The organism is Caloramator mitchellensis (assembly GCF_001440545.1).
GTDB classification, from domain to species: domain Bacteria; phylum Bacillota; class Clostridia; order Clostridiales; family Caloramatoraceae; genus Caloramator; species Caloramator mitchellensis.
Genome location: NZ_LKHP01000007.1, coordinates 42,254 through 60,665 on the forward strand (window position 1 = coordinate 42,254; position 18,412 = coordinate 60,665).

General features: G+C 33.7%; 17 protein-coding genes, 2 tRNA genes and 1 other annotated feature. Of the genes, 4 read left to right on the forward strand and 15 right to left on the reverse strand.

The features are described from left to right. Positions 1-60: 60 nt before the first annotated feature. Positions 61-1,143: an NAD(P)H-binding protein gene (locus ABG79_RS07165; RefSeq protein ID WP_057978615.1), complete on the reverse strand. Its 1,083-nt coding sequence runs from the start codon at positions 1,141-1,143 to the stop codon at positions 61-63. 129 nt (positions 1,144-1,272) lie between these two features. After that, a complete protein-coding gene (gene asnS / locus ABG79_RS07170; protein ID WP_057978617.1) occupies positions 1,273-2,664 on the reverse strand; it encodes an asparagine--tRNA ligase in 1,392 nt (463 codons plus the stop codon). 82 nt (positions 2,665-2,746) lie between these two features. Further along, positions 2,747-2,980 (reverse strand) — a binding site (T-box leader). Between the two features lie 143 nt (positions 2,981-3,123). Here asnS and ABG79_RS07175 point away from each other — a divergent pair. After that, the gene (locus ABG79_RS07175; RefSeq protein WP_057978619.1) at positions 3,124-3,747 is read left to right on the forward strand and encodes a DNA-3-methyladenine glycosylase family protein; all 624 of its coding nucleotides are present in this window, start codon (positions 3,124-3,126) and stop codon (positions 3,745-3,747) included. Between the two features lie 171 nt (positions 3,748-3,918). On the opposite strand, the gene ABG79_RS07180 is transcribed toward ABG79_RS07175, so the two are convergent. The 5 genes from ABG79_RS07180 to ABG79_RS07200 form a co-directional block, all read right to left on the reverse strand. After that, positions 3,919-4,395, reverse strand: a complete 477-nt coding sequence (locus ABG79_RS07180; protein ID WP_057978622.1) for a flavodoxin family protein — start codon at positions 4,393-4,395, stop codon at positions 3,919-3,921. Then, positions 4,396-5,649, reverse strand: a complete 1,254-nt coding sequence (locus ABG79_RS07185) for an MFS transporter (RefSeq protein ID WP_057978624.1) — start codon at positions 5,647-5,649, stop codon at positions 4,396-4,398. It lies immediately after the preceding gene. 64 nt (positions 5,650-5,713) lie between these two features. Next, a tRNA-Pro gene (locus ABG79_RS07190) sits at positions 5,714-5,789 on the reverse strand. Positions 5,790-5,896: 107 nt separating this feature from the next. After that, positions 5,897-5,972, reverse strand: a tRNA-Pro gene (locus ABG79_RS07195). Positions 5,973-6,129: 157 nt separating this feature from the next. After that, positions 6,130-6,462 carry a hypothetical protein gene (locus tag ABG79_RS07200; protein ID WP_057978626.1) on the reverse strand — a complete coding sequence of 111 codons (333 nt, stop codon included), beginning with the start codon at positions 6,460-6,462 and terminating at the stop codon, positions 6,130-6,132. Positions 6,463-6,724: 262 nt separating this feature from the next. On the opposite strand from ABG79_RS07200, the gene ABG79_RS07205 reads away from it, so the two are divergent. Continuing rightward, positions 6,725-7,081 (forward strand): PilZ domain-containing protein, encoded by a 357-nt coding sequence (locus tag ABG79_RS07205; RefSeq protein WP_057978628.1) that lies wholly within the window; start codon positions 6,725-6,727, stop codon positions 7,079-7,081. 83 nt (positions 7,082-7,164) lie between these two features. Beyond that, entirely contained in the window at positions 7,165-8,340 is a 1,176-nt protein-coding gene (locus tag ABG79_RS07210) for a class I SAM-dependent rRNA methyltransferase (protein WP_423230093.1), read from the forward strand. A 56-nt stretch (positions 8,341-8,396) separates the two neighbouring features. On the opposite strand, the gene ABG79_RS07215 is transcribed toward ABG79_RS07210, so the two are convergent. The 6 genes from ABG79_RS07215 to ABG79_RS07235 form a co-directional block, all read right to left on the reverse strand. Continuing rightward, positions 8,397-9,101, reverse strand: a complete 705-nt coding sequence (locus ABG79_RS07215; RefSeq protein WP_057978632.1) for a 2-phosphosulfolactate phosphatase — start codon at positions 9,099-9,101, stop codon at positions 8,397-8,399. 15 nt (positions 9,102-9,116) lie between these two features. Next, positions 9,117-10,133, reverse strand: a complete 1,017-nt coding sequence (locus ABG79_RS07220) for a LacI family DNA-binding transcriptional regulator (protein WP_200956806.1) — start codon at positions 10,131-10,133, stop codon at positions 9,117-9,119. A gap of 11 nt (positions 10,134-10,144) precedes the next feature. Continuing rightward, a complete protein-coding gene (locus tag ABG79_RS07225; RefSeq protein ID WP_057978636.1) occupies positions 10,145-11,071 on the reverse strand; it encodes a PucR family transcriptional regulator in 927 nt (308 codons plus the stop codon). A gap of 11 nt (positions 11,072-11,082) precedes the next feature. Then, positions 11,083-12,192 carry an ABC transporter ATP-binding protein gene (locus ABG79_RS07230; protein ID WP_057978638.1) on the reverse strand — a complete coding sequence of 370 codons (1,110 nt, stop codon included), beginning with the start codon at positions 12,190-12,192 and terminating at the stop codon, positions 11,083-11,085. Positions 12,193-12,294: 102 nt separating this feature from the next. Further along, positions 12,295-12,444, reverse strand: a complete 150-nt coding sequence (locus ABG79_RS12515; protein WP_160318229.1) for a hypothetical protein — start codon at positions 12,442-12,444, stop codon at positions 12,295-12,297. 59 nt (positions 12,445-12,503) lie between these two features. After that, positions 12,504-13,628: a hypothetical protein gene (locus ABG79_RS07235; protein WP_057978640.1), complete on the reverse strand. Its 1,125-nt coding sequence runs from the start codon at positions 13,626-13,628 to the stop codon at positions 12,504-12,506. A gap of 97 nt (positions 13,629-13,725) precedes the next feature. Here ABG79_RS07235 and ABG79_RS07240 point away from each other — a divergent pair, with 97 nt between their 5' ends. Beyond that, positions 13,726-14,772 carry a YkvI family membrane protein gene (locus ABG79_RS07240; RefSeq protein WP_057978642.1) on the forward strand — a complete coding sequence of 349 codons (1,047 nt, stop codon included), beginning with the start codon at positions 13,726-13,728 and terminating at the stop codon, positions 14,770-14,772. Here the strand turns inward: ABG79_RS07240 and ABG79_RS07245 are convergent. Together ABG79_RS07245 and ABG79_RS07250 are read right to left on the reverse strand one after the other, a co-directional pair. Next, the gene (locus ABG79_RS07245; protein WP_057978747.1) at positions 14,746-17,076 is read right to left on the reverse strand and encodes a glycoside hydrolase family 65 protein; all 2,331 of its coding nucleotides are present in this window, start codon (positions 17,074-17,076) and stop codon (positions 14,746-14,748) included. The genes ABG79_RS07240 and ABG79_RS07245 overlap by 27 nt on opposite strands. 53 nt (positions 17,077-17,129) lie before the next feature. After that, positions 17,130-18,368: a sugar ABC transporter substrate-binding protein gene (locus ABG79_RS07250; protein WP_057978643.1), complete on the reverse strand. Its 1,239-nt coding sequence runs from the start codon at positions 18,366-18,368 to the stop codon at positions 17,130-17,132. Positions 18,369-18,412: the final 44 nt, after the last annotated feature.

An 18,412-nucleotide genomic window follows, 5' to 3' on the forward strand; every position in this document is an offset into this window, starting at 1 on the left:
GGTTCCTTAGAAATTAAATAGAAGGGAAATACCCTTTAAATTATTTCACTTCTATACTTCTTAGGCAGAGAAACTGCGTTTTATTTTTGCATTTCTCTTTATCTCTTCAATCATCTCCTGTGGAACTTGCCTTTCGAAACTTCTAAAACCAGCGAGCTTAAATCCATGTTTTTTTGCAAGATGTGCTATTTCTTCTACCTGCTCAACTGTTAAATCTCTACCAAGAGAATAATTTTCTATCCTTCCTTCCATTGCAAGTATCATTGTCTCTGCCATGCAGGCATAACTTGTTTTTGGTGGGAAACCAAAGTTGAAGTTAAAGTTTACATCCCCTGGAACTTCAACTGCTCCCCCTTCAATTACTAAAACGTCATTTCTCTTTTGAGCAACTTCCTTTGAAACATCCCTTGGCCTTGCAACATCGCAAACCACTGCACCAGGTTTTAAGTATTCTGGGTGGATTAAAACATCAGCAGAACTTGTTACTGTGATTATTATATCAGCATCCTCAAGTGCATCTTTAACACTTGAAGTAGAGTATATCTTTTTATTATATTTTCTTTCAATGCTATTTGAAAAATCCTTTAGTCTTTCCTCGTTTCTTGCAACTAAAGTTAAATATTTTGCCTCCTTAACCATCATTTCAGCACATACTTTTCCAATAGAACCAGTTGCTCCAATTACTGCAACATTGCACTCATCCGGATATTTTCCCATAATTTCAGCAGCTTTTTTTGCACCTTCAATTGCAGTTGCAACTGTATAGCTATTTCCTGAAGTAACAGCTATGTTTAAGTTTTTTGCAATCGTTATACCTGCATCTCCAACTACTGAAGTCATTGCTCCAAGCCCCACAATGTCAGCGCCAAGCTTTTCAGCAATCTTTCCCGCCTTTATTATTTTGTCATAGACAACTTCCTCTGGAAGTTCTAACATTTGATTTGAAATTAATGGCACTGCAACAAACCAACCCTCTGTTTCCGAATATTGACTTTTTACCCCTGTAATTTTAGAAACCTTTAGTGGAGGGAGCATCATTGTAAATCTTTCAACTGTCCTTTTAGAAAAGTTTTTTAAAAATTTGAACTTGCGGCTTACATCTTCATATTCAATCGGATGAATAATAAAAGCAAACCTATTCATAGCGAGCCCTCCTTCCGTGCACATTATGTGCACATATATTTATATTTTATCCTATTTTACCATTATTTTCAATACAAGTAAATAAAAATACCCAGAATCTGCATCAAATACAGTTTCTGGGTATTTTTATTAAAACTCTGCGTTTCTTGGAGTTCTTGGGAATGGAATTACGTCCCTTATATTGCTCATTCCTGTTAGATACATTAAAATTCTTTCAAATCCAAGTCCATAACCTGCGTGCTTTGTTCCACCATATTTTCTTAGTTCTAAATACCACCAGTAATCCTCTTCCTTCATACCAAGTTCTTTTATTCTGTTTAATAGAACATCATATCTTTCTTCTCTCTGGCTTCCACCTATTATTTCACCAACACCAGGAACTAAAAGGTCTGCTGCTGCAACTGTCTTGCCATCATCATCAAGTCTCATATAGAATGCCTTTATTTCCTTTGGATAGTTTGTCACGAAAACAGGCTTTTTGAAAATCTTTTCTGTTATATATCTTTCGTGTTCTGTCTGTAAATCGCAGCCCCATTCAACTGGGAATTGGAACTGTTCTCCGGAGTTTTTCAAAAGTTCTATTGCTTTTGTATATGTTATTCTTTCAAAGTCTGAATTCAATACATTGTTTAATCTTTCTAATAATGTGTTGTCTATAAAGCTGTTGAAGAATTCCATTTCTTCTGGGCAGTTTTCAAGAACATAGCTGATTATATATTTAACCATATCCTCTGCAAGGTCCATATAGTCGTTTAAATCTGCAAACGCAATTTCAGGCTCTATCATCCAAAACTCTGAAGCGTGCCTTGGAGTATTTGAGTTTTCTGCTCTGAATGTAGGTCCAAACGTATAAACCTTCTTAAATGCAAGTGCGAATATCTCAGCCTCAAGCTGGCCGCTAACAGTAAGGTTTGTTTCTTTTCCAAAGAAGTCTTCGTTAAAATCTATGCTTCCATCCTCTTTTCTTGGAAGATTTTCTAAATCAAGAGTAGTTACTCTAAACATTTGTCCTGCACCTTCAGCATCGCTTCCGGTTATTATTGGAGTATGTGCATACACAAAGCCTCTTTCCTGGAAGAACTTATGAATTGCATAAGCTGCTACCGAGCGAACCCTGAAAACTGCTGAGAAGGTATTGCTTCTTGGTCTTAAATGGGCAATCGTTCTTAAATATTCAAGAGTATGTCTCTTCTTTTGAAGCGGATAATCTGAATGGGAATATCCTTCGATTATTATTCTGTCTGCATGAATTTCAAATGGCTGTTTCGCTCCTTCAGTTTCAACAACCCTTCCTTCCACAGTTATCGATGAACTTATAGGAAGCTTTTCAATTTCTTTGAAGTTTTCTAATTTCTCTTCAAAAACAATTTGTAAGTTCTTAAAGAAAGTTCCGTCATTAAGCTCAATAAATCCAAAGCTCTTTGAACTTCTAATTGTCCTTATCCAACCTGATACCTTTACATCCTTGCCAACAAGGTCTTTCCAGCCTCTGTATAATTCCTTTACCTCGATTGTAAGCATTGATAACCCTCCCTTTTATAAATTATCTATAAATCTTAATCTTAAGTGACAGGCACCAAAAAATTAAGAAACCCTTCATCCCTAATGGGACGAAAGGCTTAACTTCCGTGGTGCCACCCAAATTGCCTATTGGCCGCTCTAAAGATACTAACATATCCTCTGGATATAACGTTCCAGCTACGTCCTAACCTACTCTCACTTGATTTCGATAGGAAACTCCGGGATGTTCTTCAATATGGGCTTCGTATCGGTCTTCCACCACCACCGACTCGCTAAAACTACTTCCCACACCTACTCTTCCCATCACAGTTTTTGGATATTTATATAAATTATAATGTTTGGATTTAATGTTGTCAATTGCATTATGCTGCAAATTTTTCAGTAAAGTTTTACAATTTTCATTTCTTTAGCTATCTTTTATGCTAAAATATAAATAACCAGCATAAAAAGGAGGTTACCATGGATAAGATAATTTTATCTTCTAATGATTCGATAGTAAAGAAAATTGCAAATAAGGACAAAAAATTCAAAGAGCTTGTTAAAATGGTTGGGGATATAGAAATTACACTTGAAAAAAACTACTTCTCCTCTCTTGTTCAGGCAATTGTAGGTCAACAGCTCTCGATGAAGGCAGCCGAAACCATCTGGAACAGAGTCATGTCTTTGTTAGGCGAAGTAAATTATGAAAACATATTAAAAGTTTCAGATGAAGATTTAAGAAATGTAGGTTTGTCAAGAAGCAAGGTTGTATATGTAAAGGACCTTTCACAAAAGGTAAAAGATAAAATTGTTAATATCAATGAAATAGATAAACTTGGAGACGAAGAGATTATTAATGAACTTATTAAAGTAAAGGGCATTGGACGATGGACAGCCGAGATGTTTCTAATTTTTTCATTAGGTAGAATGGATGTATTTTCAATTCAGGATTTAGGTCTTAAAAAGTCGGTTCAATGGCTGTATAACCTTATTGAATTGCCTTCGAATGACTATTTAAGGGAGCTTAGCGATAAATTTAAACCCTACAGAACGATTTTATCCCTTTATCTATGGGGTGCTATAAACAAGAGTATAATTAAATAAATACAAATATTTTTGATTCAGCCATTTTCAAAAAAATAAAAAAGTGAAGTTTTAAAATATATTGCAACTAACATTCATAAGATATCTAAAGCTCCACATATGATTTGAGTTCAGCATTTTAAAACTTAAACTTCAAAATCATCTGTGGAGCTTAAAAAAATTATTAATAGTTCAGATAATCGATTTAACCCATTCCTTAATTTTTTCTTCAATTCCCAAATTTTTATTTTTCAAGGCTTCTTTAAAGAAAATGGTTGAAGTGACATTTCCCTTTATCTTCCCCTTTAAAATATCAAAAGTCTTATTTGGGTCTCCTGCACAGCAGGCGAACAATGCCACCTTTTTCCCCTTTAAATCATACTTTGATACAAATGTGTTCACATAGGGATTAGGCCTTCCTGCCCAGACAGGAGTTCCGATAATTATGGTATCATAACCATTTATGTCCTTCTCTAAATCTTTTATCTCAGGTGTTTCTCCAAACAAAGCCATTTTCCCGCCTATAAATACCTTTAAAAAACCCTTATACCTAAGCTCCTTCATAGGTTTTATATTGATTAAATCAAAGCCTGTTATTCTTTGAATTAATCCAGCGACAAATTCTGTGTTTCCGCCCATTGAAAAATAGACAATAGCACCCTTACCCATTTATATCCCTTCTTTACTATTATTTATTTTTAGAACAATTGTTGAAAGATAAAACGAAAGAGCATATAAAACAAAGCTTATGACAAAAGGATAAATAGCCTTTACATCATACAAATACCCAGCTATATAGCCGGCTGGTATTGATACTAAAGATATAATACCCTGCCCTGCCGAAAATATCTTTGCTCTTTCCTCTTCTCCAATAACATTGCTCCAAAGAGTTTCTCTAAAGGTTACTGTTATAATATTTCCTGCCGCCATGAATATTGTGCTTACAGCAAGCAATATATAAAATTTAGGTTTAACAAACAAAAATATAAATACACCAATTGAGTTTAACAAAAGCCCCAAAAATAAACTTTTAGCTTCTCCTTCTTTAGTAAGCGCCTTCATTGCGCTGAAATAAACTACAAGATTAACAAAAGCAGACAATCCGGGAATTATGGAAGTCAATGACTCCTTTATCCCTAAAGCTTCCTTTAAATAAACAGCCTGAAAGTATAAAAATGAATTCTGAAGATAAGTCAAAAGCATAATGAGAAAGACTATAAATGTGATTTTATTTGTGAAGAAAAAAATCATCGCATCCTTATAATCTTTAATTTTTTCCTTCAGCGAAATATCGCTGTGTTTTTTCATAAGTTCCAAGCCTATTTTTGTTTCCTTTGTCAATTTATTTCTTCCAAGAAACATTAAAGTCATACTGATAAATCCAAGACCATATATCAATCTCATAGCATAGACAACGCCAACCTTGCCAACTAAGAGCCCTGCTATAGGGGCAAAAATGCCTGATGCTAAGTTTATTATCATAATTAAACTGAAAAACGTAACTCTCTTGTCCTCAGGAGTATCTTCAATAGATAAACAAGTCCAAGATGTAAAAGACACCTTATTGAAGGAGTTAAAAACCACAGCAACGAGAAAATACCAAAAATTCTGCGATATAGCCCATACTAACATCGCGCCGCTCCAGCAAATTAAATCAAAAATTAAAGTTGTCCTTCTCCTTCCCAACCTATCTGTTATTGGTCCAGCAACAAACGAGGTTATAACTGCAAGGGCCGCCGCAAGAGAGTTCAAAAAACCCATTTGAACTTCTGTAAGCCCTAAATTTTTCATATATAAAGGCTGATAAAAGAATATCATCCCTCCAAATACTGCCCACATTGGCTCAAATAAGACACTAACATAAGCATTTCCATCCAAATCCCCTATTAATTTATGTCTTACAAATCTCGCAACTCTATTCAAGCCCACTCCCCCTAATAGTTTCTATTACTTTATAAGCCTGCAACTTAAGTTGCAGGCTTATCGATGGTCGGGGCGACAGGACTTGAACCTGCGGCCTTATGGTCCCGAACCACACGCGCTACCATCTGCGCTACGCCCCGAAATTCAACAAGATTATTATATCATTTTTTACCAATTCAAACAATAATAATGCTACAAAACTTAAAAATATTAATAAAAAAAGGTCTAGCCGTTAAGCTAAACCCTATGGTCGGGGTGACAGGGATTGAACCTGCGACCTCATGGTCCCAAACCACGCGCGCTCCCATCTGCGCCACACCCCGAAATCAACATATTCAATTATACAACATTTTTTTAGTCATTTCAATAGTATAAATTAAATTTTTTAAATGAGTTAAATTTAATTTGCTTACTTTTAATTGTTCTTACAGCCCATGAAGATTTTATATGCTCAAATATAATAATCTTCATGGGAATTATCTACTGCTTCTGTTTATTTTCCTCGACTCCACGCCTTGGAACACAAGATGCAATAAAACCTATAAGAACTGATTGAACTGCTGGAGCAATATAATTAAGATACTTTTGATACCTTAATGAATAAACTATTAGAGCTGTTGCTGCATTAATTATTACTGTCACTAAGAATAAATATATTACAAACCTTGAGAAAGAACTTATATACTTTTCCCAAATTCTGTGCCTTTTTTCACCCGATATAAACCTTGAAAACAAAAAGAATGTCACAAGAACAATCGCTATATCAACTGCAAGCATAATAAAAAATATCTTAACGTTTAGATAATTTCTCATAATATCCCTCCAATCTGATAATATTTTTTGCAGTTTTCAAAATTTAATGTATTAAAAGATTATATTTATTAAAAATGATGGACTTTTGAAGATTTTATATATTATAATAATACCTAAAGAAATAAAATATTATTTGATGAATTACTTTAATTCATGTAATTTGCATCACCATAAGAAGTCCCAATTTACTAAAGCTAATATAAATTTTCAAACAATTCAAGAAGTCAAGAAATCAAGTGAATGTCACTTAGGGAGGGGTTTTATGGAAGCGTTGAATAGGCGAAAATTTGATAGAGTGCCGATGGATTGCGAAATATTATATCCAACGATATTTTTAAATGATGATAAAAAAACCTTCTTAGATGAAGACCATAAGCTTAATGTTTGTGATGTTTCAGAGGCAGGAATTTGCGTTCGTTCAAACTTTTTTATACCAGTCGGTTCATTTTTATCCTTTTATTTTAGAGTAGAAAGCAATATTCCTTTTAAGGCCCTTGTAAAAATCATATGGAATAAAGCTGAATACGGAGAATATTTTGCAGGCGGAGAGTTTATAGCTCTTAAGTCAGAAGAAATGAAAATACTTGTAGATTATGTTGAAATGCATAAGAAAGATTAAAACTTCGGAGAAATCCGAAGTTTTGTTGTTTTATTTTTTAAATTTATGATATACTACACATGAAAATACTATATGGAGGAATGATTATGACAAAAGTTATATTAAAATACAAAAAAGGATTAAGGGCCGAAATGGGGCATCCGTGGATATTTGCTGGTGAAATTGACAGCATTGATGGAAGCTTTGAAAATGGAGATATTATAGAAGTATACAATTATAAAAACAAATTCATAGGAAAAGGATACATAAATACTAATTCACAAATTACAGTAAGAATAATGACTCGAAATAAAGATGAAGAAATTAACGAGGAATTTTTTAGAAGGAGAATTATAAGCGCATGGGAATATAGAAAAAAGGTCATCGAAACTACCTCATGCAGAGTAATATTTGGAGAAGCAGATTTTCTCCCAGCATTAATCGTAGATAAATATAGCGACTATTTAGTTGTTCAAACACTTTCATTAGGAATTGAAAGGTGGAAAGATACAATTGTAAAAATACTTAAAGAAGTTTTCAATCCTAAGGGTATTTATGAAAGAAATGACGTTCCAGTAAGGGAACTTGAGGGATTGCAGCAGACAAAGGGATTTTTATCTGAGCCTTTTGAAACTACTGTTGTTTCTGAAGAAAACGGTGTTAAATTTTATGTTGACCTTGAAAATGGGCAAAAGACGGGATACTTTCTTGACCAGAAGGAAAATAGAGCTGCTCTTAAGGATATAGTTACGGGTGCAGATGTTTTAGACTGCTTCTGCCATACCGGTTCATTTTCACTACATGCTGGTTATTACGGTGCCAAAAGCGTCCTTGGAATTGATATATCTCAGCATGCAGTAGAATTTGCAAGAAGAAACGCTGCACTAAATGGTCTTGAAAATGTTTGCAAGTTTGAAGCCCACAACGCGTTTGACGTATTGCATCCGTGGGCTAAGGAGGGCAAAAAATTCGACGTCGTAATACTTGACCCTCCAGCATTTACAAAGTCAAAGGGAACTGTTGAAAGCGCCCTTAGAGGGTATAAGGAAATTAACTTAAGGGGCATGAAACTTCTAAAGCCAGGCGGATTTTTAGTTACTGCATCCTGTTCTCATCATATGACTCCTGACCTTTTTAATCAGGTTATAATGGAGGCTGCGATTGACGCTAAAAAAACAATTAGACAGGTTGAATACAGAACTCAATCAAAGGACCACCCAATCCTCTGGAATTCAGGAGAAACTTTATACCTCAAATTCTTGATTTTACAGATTGTTTAAACAAAAGCAAAATTAAAAACTAAGCTCCATGAACTATTTCAAGTCTGTGAAACAATTCATGGAGCTGCTTTTATTTCTCCATCCCTATAACAAGGAACAACATCTATTATATCCTCAGTAAAGCAATATCGTATATCTTCAGCACATCCGATGGATATAAGATATTTATAGTGTTTTGCATTTTTAACATACTCAAGTATTTTATCCTTATAGTCCCTGTATGCTAGGTATGCAGCCGTCGAAGAATCATCAAGCCGGCATTCCATTAAATAATTCATTTCATAAATTACTTTGCCAGCGCATATAAAATCATCAAGCGATAATCTCCCATAAGTTCCGGCACAAATAATTACAGTATCTTTATTTTCTTCAACTACCTTCCTTGCGGTTGCTTTTCCATTGAGCATAGAAGCAATATATATATTATTTGCATCGAATGCCTTATAAATTGCTCTTGTTCCATTGGTTGTCGTAAAAATTATTTTCCTTCCTTCTACAATCTCCCTTTTATATTCAAAAGGTGAGTTTCCTAAATCGAATCCTTCAATCTTTAAACCTCTTCTTTCTCCACCTAAAAGATAACCTTTATCTTTATGCTTTAATGCTTCTTCAATTTCCAAAATCGGTATTACAACAGCTCCATTGTTAACCGCAGTTACAATAACAGAAGTTGCCCTTAAAGCATCTATAACAACAACATTCTTATCTACCAAACTACTCTTATTCACTTCATCAACGGAATTAAACAAGCTAATCTCCACAAAATCACCTTCATTTTATTTCTTGTTTACAACTGTTTTTCTTGCGATTAACTTTGTTTCAACGATAATATTCTGTTTTTCTGCGCTTCTTCCTTGTATTTCATCGATTAGAATTTTTGCAGCTTCATAGCCAAGTTTATAAACGTTAATATCAATTGAACTTAATGGTGGTGTAGCGTGTTCTGATAGAGGTATGTTGTTAAAGCTAAGTATTGAAACATCATTAGGAACCTTCAATCCCTTTTCCCTTGCCGCTCTTATTGCTCCAAATGCCATTAAATCATCTGTAACTAACACTGCAGAAGGTGGATTTTGATTAGATAACAGTAAATTCATGCAATCATAACCACCCTGTTGAACAAAGTCGCTTGAAGTTAATAAACTCTCATCAAGGTTTATATTGTTTTCAACAAGCGCTCTTTTATAACCTCTGTATCTGTCAAGAGAAACTACAAAACTCAGTGAGCCATTAATAATCCCTATTCTTTTATGTCCCTTTTTAATAAGATAATTAGTTGCTTCATAGGCGGCTTTTTCATTATCGTTATCTACATAATTAATATCCTCACAAGAATACGGCCTTCCTATCATAGAAAATGGAATATTAAGCTCAAGTAATTTTCCAAGTATTTTATCTTCAACCTTTGAATACATTAAAATTAATCCATCTACTCTTCCACCATATACGATGGATTTTAATGACTCCATCTGCTCCTTTTCTGTATTTCCGGTAGTCAGAAGAAGACAATAACCTTCATCATGTGCATACTTAGAAATTCCTCTTAACGCCTCTGGAAAGAATGGATTCAAAAATACATGTTCAGCCGAGCGCGGCATTACAATCCCAATAGTTCTTGTAACACGATTAACAAGGCTCTGGGCAATTGCATTAGGATGATACCCTAATTCCTTCATTGCACTTCTAACCCTTTGCTTAGTCTCTTCGCTAATCCTTGGACTATCTGCGATAACTCTTGAAACCGTCGATGGGGATACTCCAGCCTTTTCTGCTACGTCCTTTATTGTAACCATAATGTTTCCCCCTATTTTCTTTTTAGATTGAATATAGCTACAACAGTTCTAAAAACTACAGCTTCTTCAAATTTTTTAATGTCAAGTCCCGTTAAGTTTTTTATCTTGTCAATCCTATAAAGAAGTGTATTTCTATGCAAATACAATCTTCTTGATGCCTCGCTTATATTAAGATGGCACCTGAAAAGTTCTTCAGCTGTATTTATAAGTTCCTTATCTCTATAAACATCATAAAATCCTTCATAACCACCGTTTAAATAAAAATCAATCTTTGAATATTCACTCTCTGAAATTATACCATATAATATCATTTTATCAATATGAAAATATCCTTCGTTATAGCCTAAGTTTTTCGCAAGAGTTGCAGCAGTTTTAGCATGAAGTGCTGAGTTTTTAATTGTATAATTACCCTTCACAGTTCTCCCAGAAGATAAAATTACATTAATTGCACCCTGTTGTTTTAGCTCCTCTACAATAGACTCTGCTTCTTCCTCAAATTCATCCATTTCTTTAACTATATAAAGTCCATCAGTATCCTTTACTATTTCTGCATCATAACCCTCATAAATGCTATAAATTATATCATGGTATTTTGCAGGACAAGATATGAACATTACAACTTTGTTGATAAATTTCCCGATAAGTTTATCATTTGAAATATCATTCTTTAAAATATACTCAAGAGGCTGCAGAACATCTGCAGCCTCCTTTGGTCTATTTGCAGCAAAAATAAGCTTTATAAGGTTACAGGCATCCTGCGATAATTTACTATTTACAGACAAAATACTATTGTCAAGCTTTATACAAGTTATATCGCCTGTTAAAATATCATCAGTATATTTAAACCCAACATCTTTACCCTCATAAAGATTACCATTCAAATCATAAAGTCCAACTTCATACCCCAAATATTTTTTTAGATTATCGCAGAATGACATATTAGTCCCCCTTAGCATATAGCAAGTTCTGTTTCCTTATCAAATAAATGCATCTTATTCATATCAAGAGCAATCTTCAACAATTCATCAACCTTAGCCTTAGTAGTTGGCTCAACTCTTGCTGTTATGTTCTTGCCTTCACAAACAAGATATAGATATGTTTCTGAACCCATGTGTTCCATTACATCAACTTTAGCTTCAATAATGCTTTCACTATGAGCACTTACAAAATCTGTGCTATCATCTATATTTTCTGGTCTAATACCAAATATTACTTCCTTTCCTACATATCCCTTTTCTATTATAACATTTCTCTTGCTCTCTGGAATTGGAAGTTTTACCTTCCCAAATACAACAAACAGGGTGTCGCCCTCCTTTTCAATTCTTGCATCTATAAAGTTCATCTGTGGACTGCCAATAAATCCTGCAACGAATAGATTTGCTGGATTTTCATAAATATCCTGTGGTGCAGCAATTTGTTGTATAACTCCATCCTTCATAACTACTATTTTAGTTCCCATTGTCATAGCTTCTGTTTGGTCATGTGTAACATATATAAAAGTTGTATTTAATCTCTTATGAAGTTTTGATATCTCTGTTCTCATCTGAACTCTAAGTTTTGCATCAAGGTTTGATAGAGGTTCATCCATTAAAAATACCTTTGGCTCTCTAACGATAGCTCTTCCGAGAGCAACTCTTTGTCTTTGACCACCAGATAGTGCCTTTGGTTTTCTGTCAAGAAGATGTTCAATATCAAGTATCTTTGCAGCTTCTCTAACCTTTTTATCTATAACATCCTTTGGAACCTTTCTTAATTTAAGACCAAACGCCATGTTTTCATATACCGACATATGTGGATAAAGAGCATAATTTTGGAATACCATAGCAATATCCCTATCCTTTGGTGCCACATCGTTCATCAGCTTATCTCCAATGTAAAGTTCACCAGATGAAATTTCCTCAAGTCCTGCAATCATTCTAAGAGTCGTAGACTTACCACATCCTGATGGTCCAACGAGAACGACGAACTCCTTGTCCTCAATGTCTAGATTTACATCCTTAACCGCAGTAACATTTCCTGGGTAAACCTTATAAACATTCTTTAATAATACTTTTGCCATAATTATCCCCCTCAAGTTCAAACTTTAATAAAATATTATCATACAAAAAAAATGCCTTAAATAGTTAAGGTATATGAATAAGTTAGTCAATTTTCACAAAGTTTATATCACGTCATGAAACGTTTGATGATTTTTATTTCTTTCTTCTTTTTTATTATTCTTCCGTGTAAAAAAATTCACTATTTCCTGTAGCTTTTTTCTAAACCTTAACCATCTAATACTAATAACCTTAGGTTCGCTTCCCTTAGTCATAACCCCACCCCAAATTACTATTCTAATTTAATTATATATGCTATTCTATTTTTTTACAATTAAAATTGTTTGATTTGTCTGAATTTTTTGGTTTCAATATTATATACCCAATCCCCCCTTAATCTCTTCTCTTCATCGGTAGCATTTGGTTTTACTTCCACGGAAAAAACAAATTCATTTTTTGATATAAAAAAAGGATTAATGGTTGAAAACACATCACTTTTGAATTGTTTTACAAACTCAAGTTCTAATGAACTTCCATCTTCACCTTTATATCCCTTAATCTCTCTTTTTCCTCTATTGTCGCTTATTTCAGTTAGTATTGTTTTACCATCTGGAGAAAGGGTTATTATTTGAATTATCTTGTTCGAATAAAAATCCAAGGATTTTATCTTTATCTCTTTCTTTTCCCTTTGTCGTTCTTCTTCCGACTTTTGCTCTTCTCCTCCGCCGCCTTCACCTTTTTGGTCTTGACCTTGTCCTTTTTGACCATTCTGTGCCATATTAAACGCCTCTTCATCGAGTCTAACGATACCAATATATGAATCAACATCTATACTCGATACTATTGCAATTTTACCTTCTGAATCAATAGCACAGGGCCCCAATTTTTTCTTTGGAACCTTGAATTTTTGTTCTGGATAAATTATGTTCTGTGCTGAAGTAAAGGCAGGAAAATCTTCTATTGAAACAATAAATTCCCCCTGTGCATTATCGCCGGTTTTTTTATAAAGTGAATTCCCCTTTGAATAAAGTTCAATAGAATCTTCCTTTTTAATCTCGTCTATCAATAGCTTGCCATTCTTTGAAGTAAGTTTATACTTAAATGTGTCATCAGAAAAATAAGGATAAGCATTGTAAGCGTTAAAAATATGCACTTTAAATTCCGATTCTTTACTTATCTCACCTTCTTCAATTTTGTATCCAACCGGATGAGGATTTTCATTTTTAACGACCTCTTTATAATTTTCGATTAACTTTGGACTATAATATGATAGCATGGCATTTGTATCTCTTTTTATTGCATGAAATAAATAGTTGTTTAAAAACTCCTCAGCAGCTTTTTTATCTATGGTTGTATTTTGAACTTCCTTTTTGTCCGAACTTTCCTTTTTTTCTTCATCTGGACATCCTGTAAATAATATCATAGATACTGCAATGATTATAAGTAAAAACCTTTTCATTCAATCACCACCTCATATGTTTATTATACCCTTTAGTTTGCATTATTATTATTTTGACTGCATATAGTATTTTAGCAGCTTTTTTTGAGGTGATATTGTGAAGACTTTAAAATACGCTTTTGTTTTCGTTGGAACCATTATAGGCGCAGGTCTTGCATCCGGTCAGGAAATACTTCAGTTTTTTAGTATGTATGGTAAAAAAGGTATTTTAGGAATACTTATTTGTTTTGTTTTATATGTTTTTCTATCTCAGATAATAATTAAGTTATCTATAAAATATAAATTAAAATCCTATAGCGACTACTTAAAATTTGTTCTTGGAAAACAGTTCGGTTTTTTTAGCGATTTAATAATTACTTTTTTTATATTTAGCAGCAATGTTATAATGATTTCAGGCTCTGCAACTTTGCTTTATGAAAATTTTGGCTTTAGAAAAAATTACGCCGTTATTTTTGTTTCATTAGTAGTCTTGATAATTTCCCTTTTTTCTACAAAGGGGCTCATAGAAATAAATTCAATCATCGTCCCCTTTTCAACTTTAACTATTATATTACTCGGATATTTTGTTCTGTCATCAGAAATAAAGACATTTGAAGAAATAGTTGAAATATATAAACCTTTTAAGAGCAATTGGCTTTTTTCTTCATTTATATATGCTTCCTTTAACATAATGTCAATAATAGGAGTATTTTCTCCTATTGCTAATGAAGAAAAAAACAAAGGAGCCTTAATCTATGGCTCCTTAATTGGAAGTTTACTTTTAACTATAATAGCATTAATAATTAACTTTTCGATACTATCCTATTATCCGCAAAGTTTTTCAAAGGAAATACCTAATATTTACATCGCCAAATTTTATGGCAACATTTTACCAAACTTATTAATGATTGCAATTTGGCTTGAGATGATTTCAACCGAAATCAGCGATATTTACTCTCTTGCAAAGCGTTTTAGCGGAAGCTTCAACCTAAGTTATAGGCAAATTGTTTTAATTATCATTTCTGTCTCATTGCCATTTTCATTTATTAGCTTTTCAAATTTAATTAAAACTATTTATCCAGTTTATGGCCTAATAAGTTTTATATTAATTTTATCAAGCTTAATAAAATCTTTAATTTTAAAGAGGCATTTTTTCCTTAACTAACTCGGATTTCTTAAGTTCTACTTCTTTTTCATAGAAGTTAATATTAATTCCTTGTCCTTCGATTAGCTCAAAGCTAACTGTTTCTTTTTCAACAGTAACTTTAATTAATCTTCCTTTATAGTTTACCTTAAAGCTATATTTGTTCCAATGTCCTGGTATAATAGGCTTAAATGATATCTTATCACTATATATTCTAAATCCACCAAAGCCAAAGACTATTCCCATCCAAGAACCAGCCATGTTAGCAGCATGAATTCCATCTTTGGTATTTCCATGGTGGTCATCAAGATCCATTCTTGCTGTTCTCATGAAATACTCGTATGCTTTTTCAGTGTAACCTATATCGCAGGCAACTATACTGAATACACATGGAGATAACGATGAATCATGCGTTGTAACCTTTTCATAATATTCATAATCCCTAATCTTTTGCTCTTTATCGAATTTTTCACCATGTAGGAAAAGAGCAAGAACCCAGTCAGCCTGTTTGCATACTTGATGTCTATAAATAACAAGCGGATGATAATTTAAAAGAAGAGGATATTTTTCCTTTGGAGTATTTTCAAAGTCCCAAACTTTTTTATTTAGGAATGTGTCATCCTGAGCGTGTATTTTTAATCTTTCATCATATGGTATATACATATTATCCGCTGCTCTTTTCCATTCAGCAATTTCACTTTCATCAAGTTGTATTTTTTCCTTTAGTTTGTAATAAATATTTTCATATTTTTCTTTTAATAAATTGGACACATAATATGCAAAATCCAGGTGGTCCTTTGCCATTATATTAGTGTAGGCGTTGTTGTTAACGACTGCAGTATATTCGTCAGGTCCTGTTACTCCATCAATGCAAAAGCCTTTACCTTCTGCATAGTGCCCCAAATCAGCAAATATCCTTGCTGTTTCAAACAATATTTCCGCTCCATAATTTACAAGGAATTCATAGTCCCCAGTGGCTTCAAAATACTTTTTAATAGCGTAGGCAATATCAGCATTTATATGATATTGTGCCGTTGATGCTGGATAATATGCCGAACATTCTTCACCATTTATTGTTCTCCAAGGATAAAGAGCCCCCTTGTTGTGTGACATTTGTCGTGCTCTTTCCCTTGCCTTATCTAAAGTATTGTATCTATATTCAAGCAGTTTCCTTGCAACTTCCGGCTTTGTATAAGTGAACAAAGGAATTATATACATTTCCGTATCCCAGAAATAGTGCCCCTCATAGCCTTCGCCTGTCAATCCCTTGGCTGCTATATTAGTAAATCCGTCTCTACCAACAGATTGTAGAATATGGAACATGTTAAACCTAATACCTTGCTGTAAAAACAAATCCCCGTATATTTCTATATCAGCCATATCCCAGAATTTTTTCAAGTATAGCCCCTGTTCTTCCTTTATTCTATTGAATCCAGCTTCTGTTGCTTTATTTAAAACTTCAACAGCCTTATTTTCAGCTTCATTTTCATTATAATCTCTTGTTGTAGCATAGGTTATATATTTATCTAACACTGTTTCTTTATTTCTATTAGCATTTATATCATAAATAAGTCCTATTTTATAATCATCCTCAATTACATTTGTGTTATATCCATCTTCAGTGTTTATTATATTATCTACAATACAAAGCAGCTTAAAATTTGAGTTCTTAGTCATTGCAGTCATCTTCAGTCTATTTTCAGCCGCACTTTTTTCGTCAATTTTAAGTGGTCTTCCTGAAATACCCGAACCAACCCTTGGGTCGTCCTCAGCAGAAAGATTCTTGACATCTCCATCTATTAGTGAAACAATTTTAATTTTACCGTCAAAATTTAAAGGCCTAACTATTAATCTAACTGCTGCAAGGTGTTTTTCATTAAAACTAACCAATCTTTCTGTTTTTATTTCTACTTCCTTACCAGTTTTTGTCTTCCATACTACTTCCCTTTTAAGTGTTGCTTCCTTGAAATCAAGCTCTCTTCTATATTTTTGTATTATTGATTCTGACATATTAAACTCTTCATCGTCGACTATAACTTTAATAACCTTTGCATTCAATACATTAAGCATAGTCTGACCAATTTCCGGGAAAGCATATGCCTTTTCGCCGTATTTTATTTGATGGGTATCATAAAATCCATTCAAATACGTTCCTTCAACTGTATACCTTTTATCCTTCAAACCTTCTTCAAAATTGCCCCTCATACCAATATATCCGTTACCAATTGAAAATAATGTTTCATTTTTTAGGCTATTGTCCAAATCAAAAGTTTCCTCAATAATTTTCCATTCATCAAGTAGAATATCATTTTTTAGCTCATTCATTGCAGCATCCCCTTTCTTTATAAAATTTGGCATGCACAAGGCATGCCAAATCATTACTTGCCAGCTTTTTTCTTAGCTTCCTCGATAACATTATGATACTTGTCAAGAGTAGCCTTAACGTCCTTGCCGTCAACAACTATTTCTTTTAAAGCATCGTTAACTGCCTTGTCAACATCTGCCCAGTAAACAAGGTTTGGTCTTGGTTCAGCAACCTTCATTGCTTCATTTATAGCATCAAAATATGGCTTTTGCCAATCTTCAACCTGTGCATAAGCATCTGTTCTTGCTGATGGCCATGCAAGTTTTGAAGCAAGCTTTTCTTGAACTTCCTTTGACATTAAGTATTCAATGAATTTCAATGCCAATTCCTTATTTGGTGAACCTACTGGAATTCCAAGAACGTCTCCTCCAAGAACCTTTGAAGCCTTAACAGGTCCTGCAAATCCGCCGTAAGCCTTTATTTCCTTCTTTCCGCCGTCCTTAACTATTACATTAACTCCAAATGGCCAGTTAGCTGCAAGATACATCGATTCTTCTGCAAGGAATCTGTTAGTTGTATTCCAGTCAGCCTTCAATGAATCTGGTGAAAGGTATGGCCATAATTGTTTTAAGAATGTATAAGCCTTAACACTTCCTTCATCGTTTAATACAAGTGGGTCCCCGCCTGCTTGTCTTATGAATTCAAACAATTGAACTGTAGTATTTCCATCGAATACTGCCTTAATACCAACTTTGCCTACCTTTTCCTTTTCTTTTAATGTTTTAGCTACATTTAATAATTCGTCCCAATTTGTTGGAGGCTTTAGTCCATATTGACTTAACTTTGCTTCGTTATAGAAATTAATTTCAACGTTTGGTCTGAATGGGAAGAAGTATAGCTTTCCATCAAATTCTCCAACTGAAACAAGAGAAGGAATTATTTCTGCTGGAATTCTGCTTCTGAATTCTGAAATATCTTCAACAAGTCCCTTATCTACAAGTGGAGCAAGTGCCATATTGTCCTGAGCAATAAGGTCTATTTCTGTTTTTCCTGCTTGCTTCATAGCTTCAAGCTTTTTAACAACGTCGCCTGATTCTACTTGAACAGCTTCAATCTTGCAGTTGTTAGCCTGTTCGAATGCTGGGAAAATATCTTCCCTCATAACCTTCCATTCTTCTTCTCCAAGACCCATTGTGATTCTTAGAGTTGTTGGCTCTGCTGGCTTTTCAGCTTCTTTTTTGCTGCAGCCTGCAAATAAACTCATAACTAAAGATACAGATAGTAGAATAGCAATAAGTTTTTTGAGTTTCATCTATAATCCCCCTTTAATATTTATTTTAACTGCACATGGCAGTT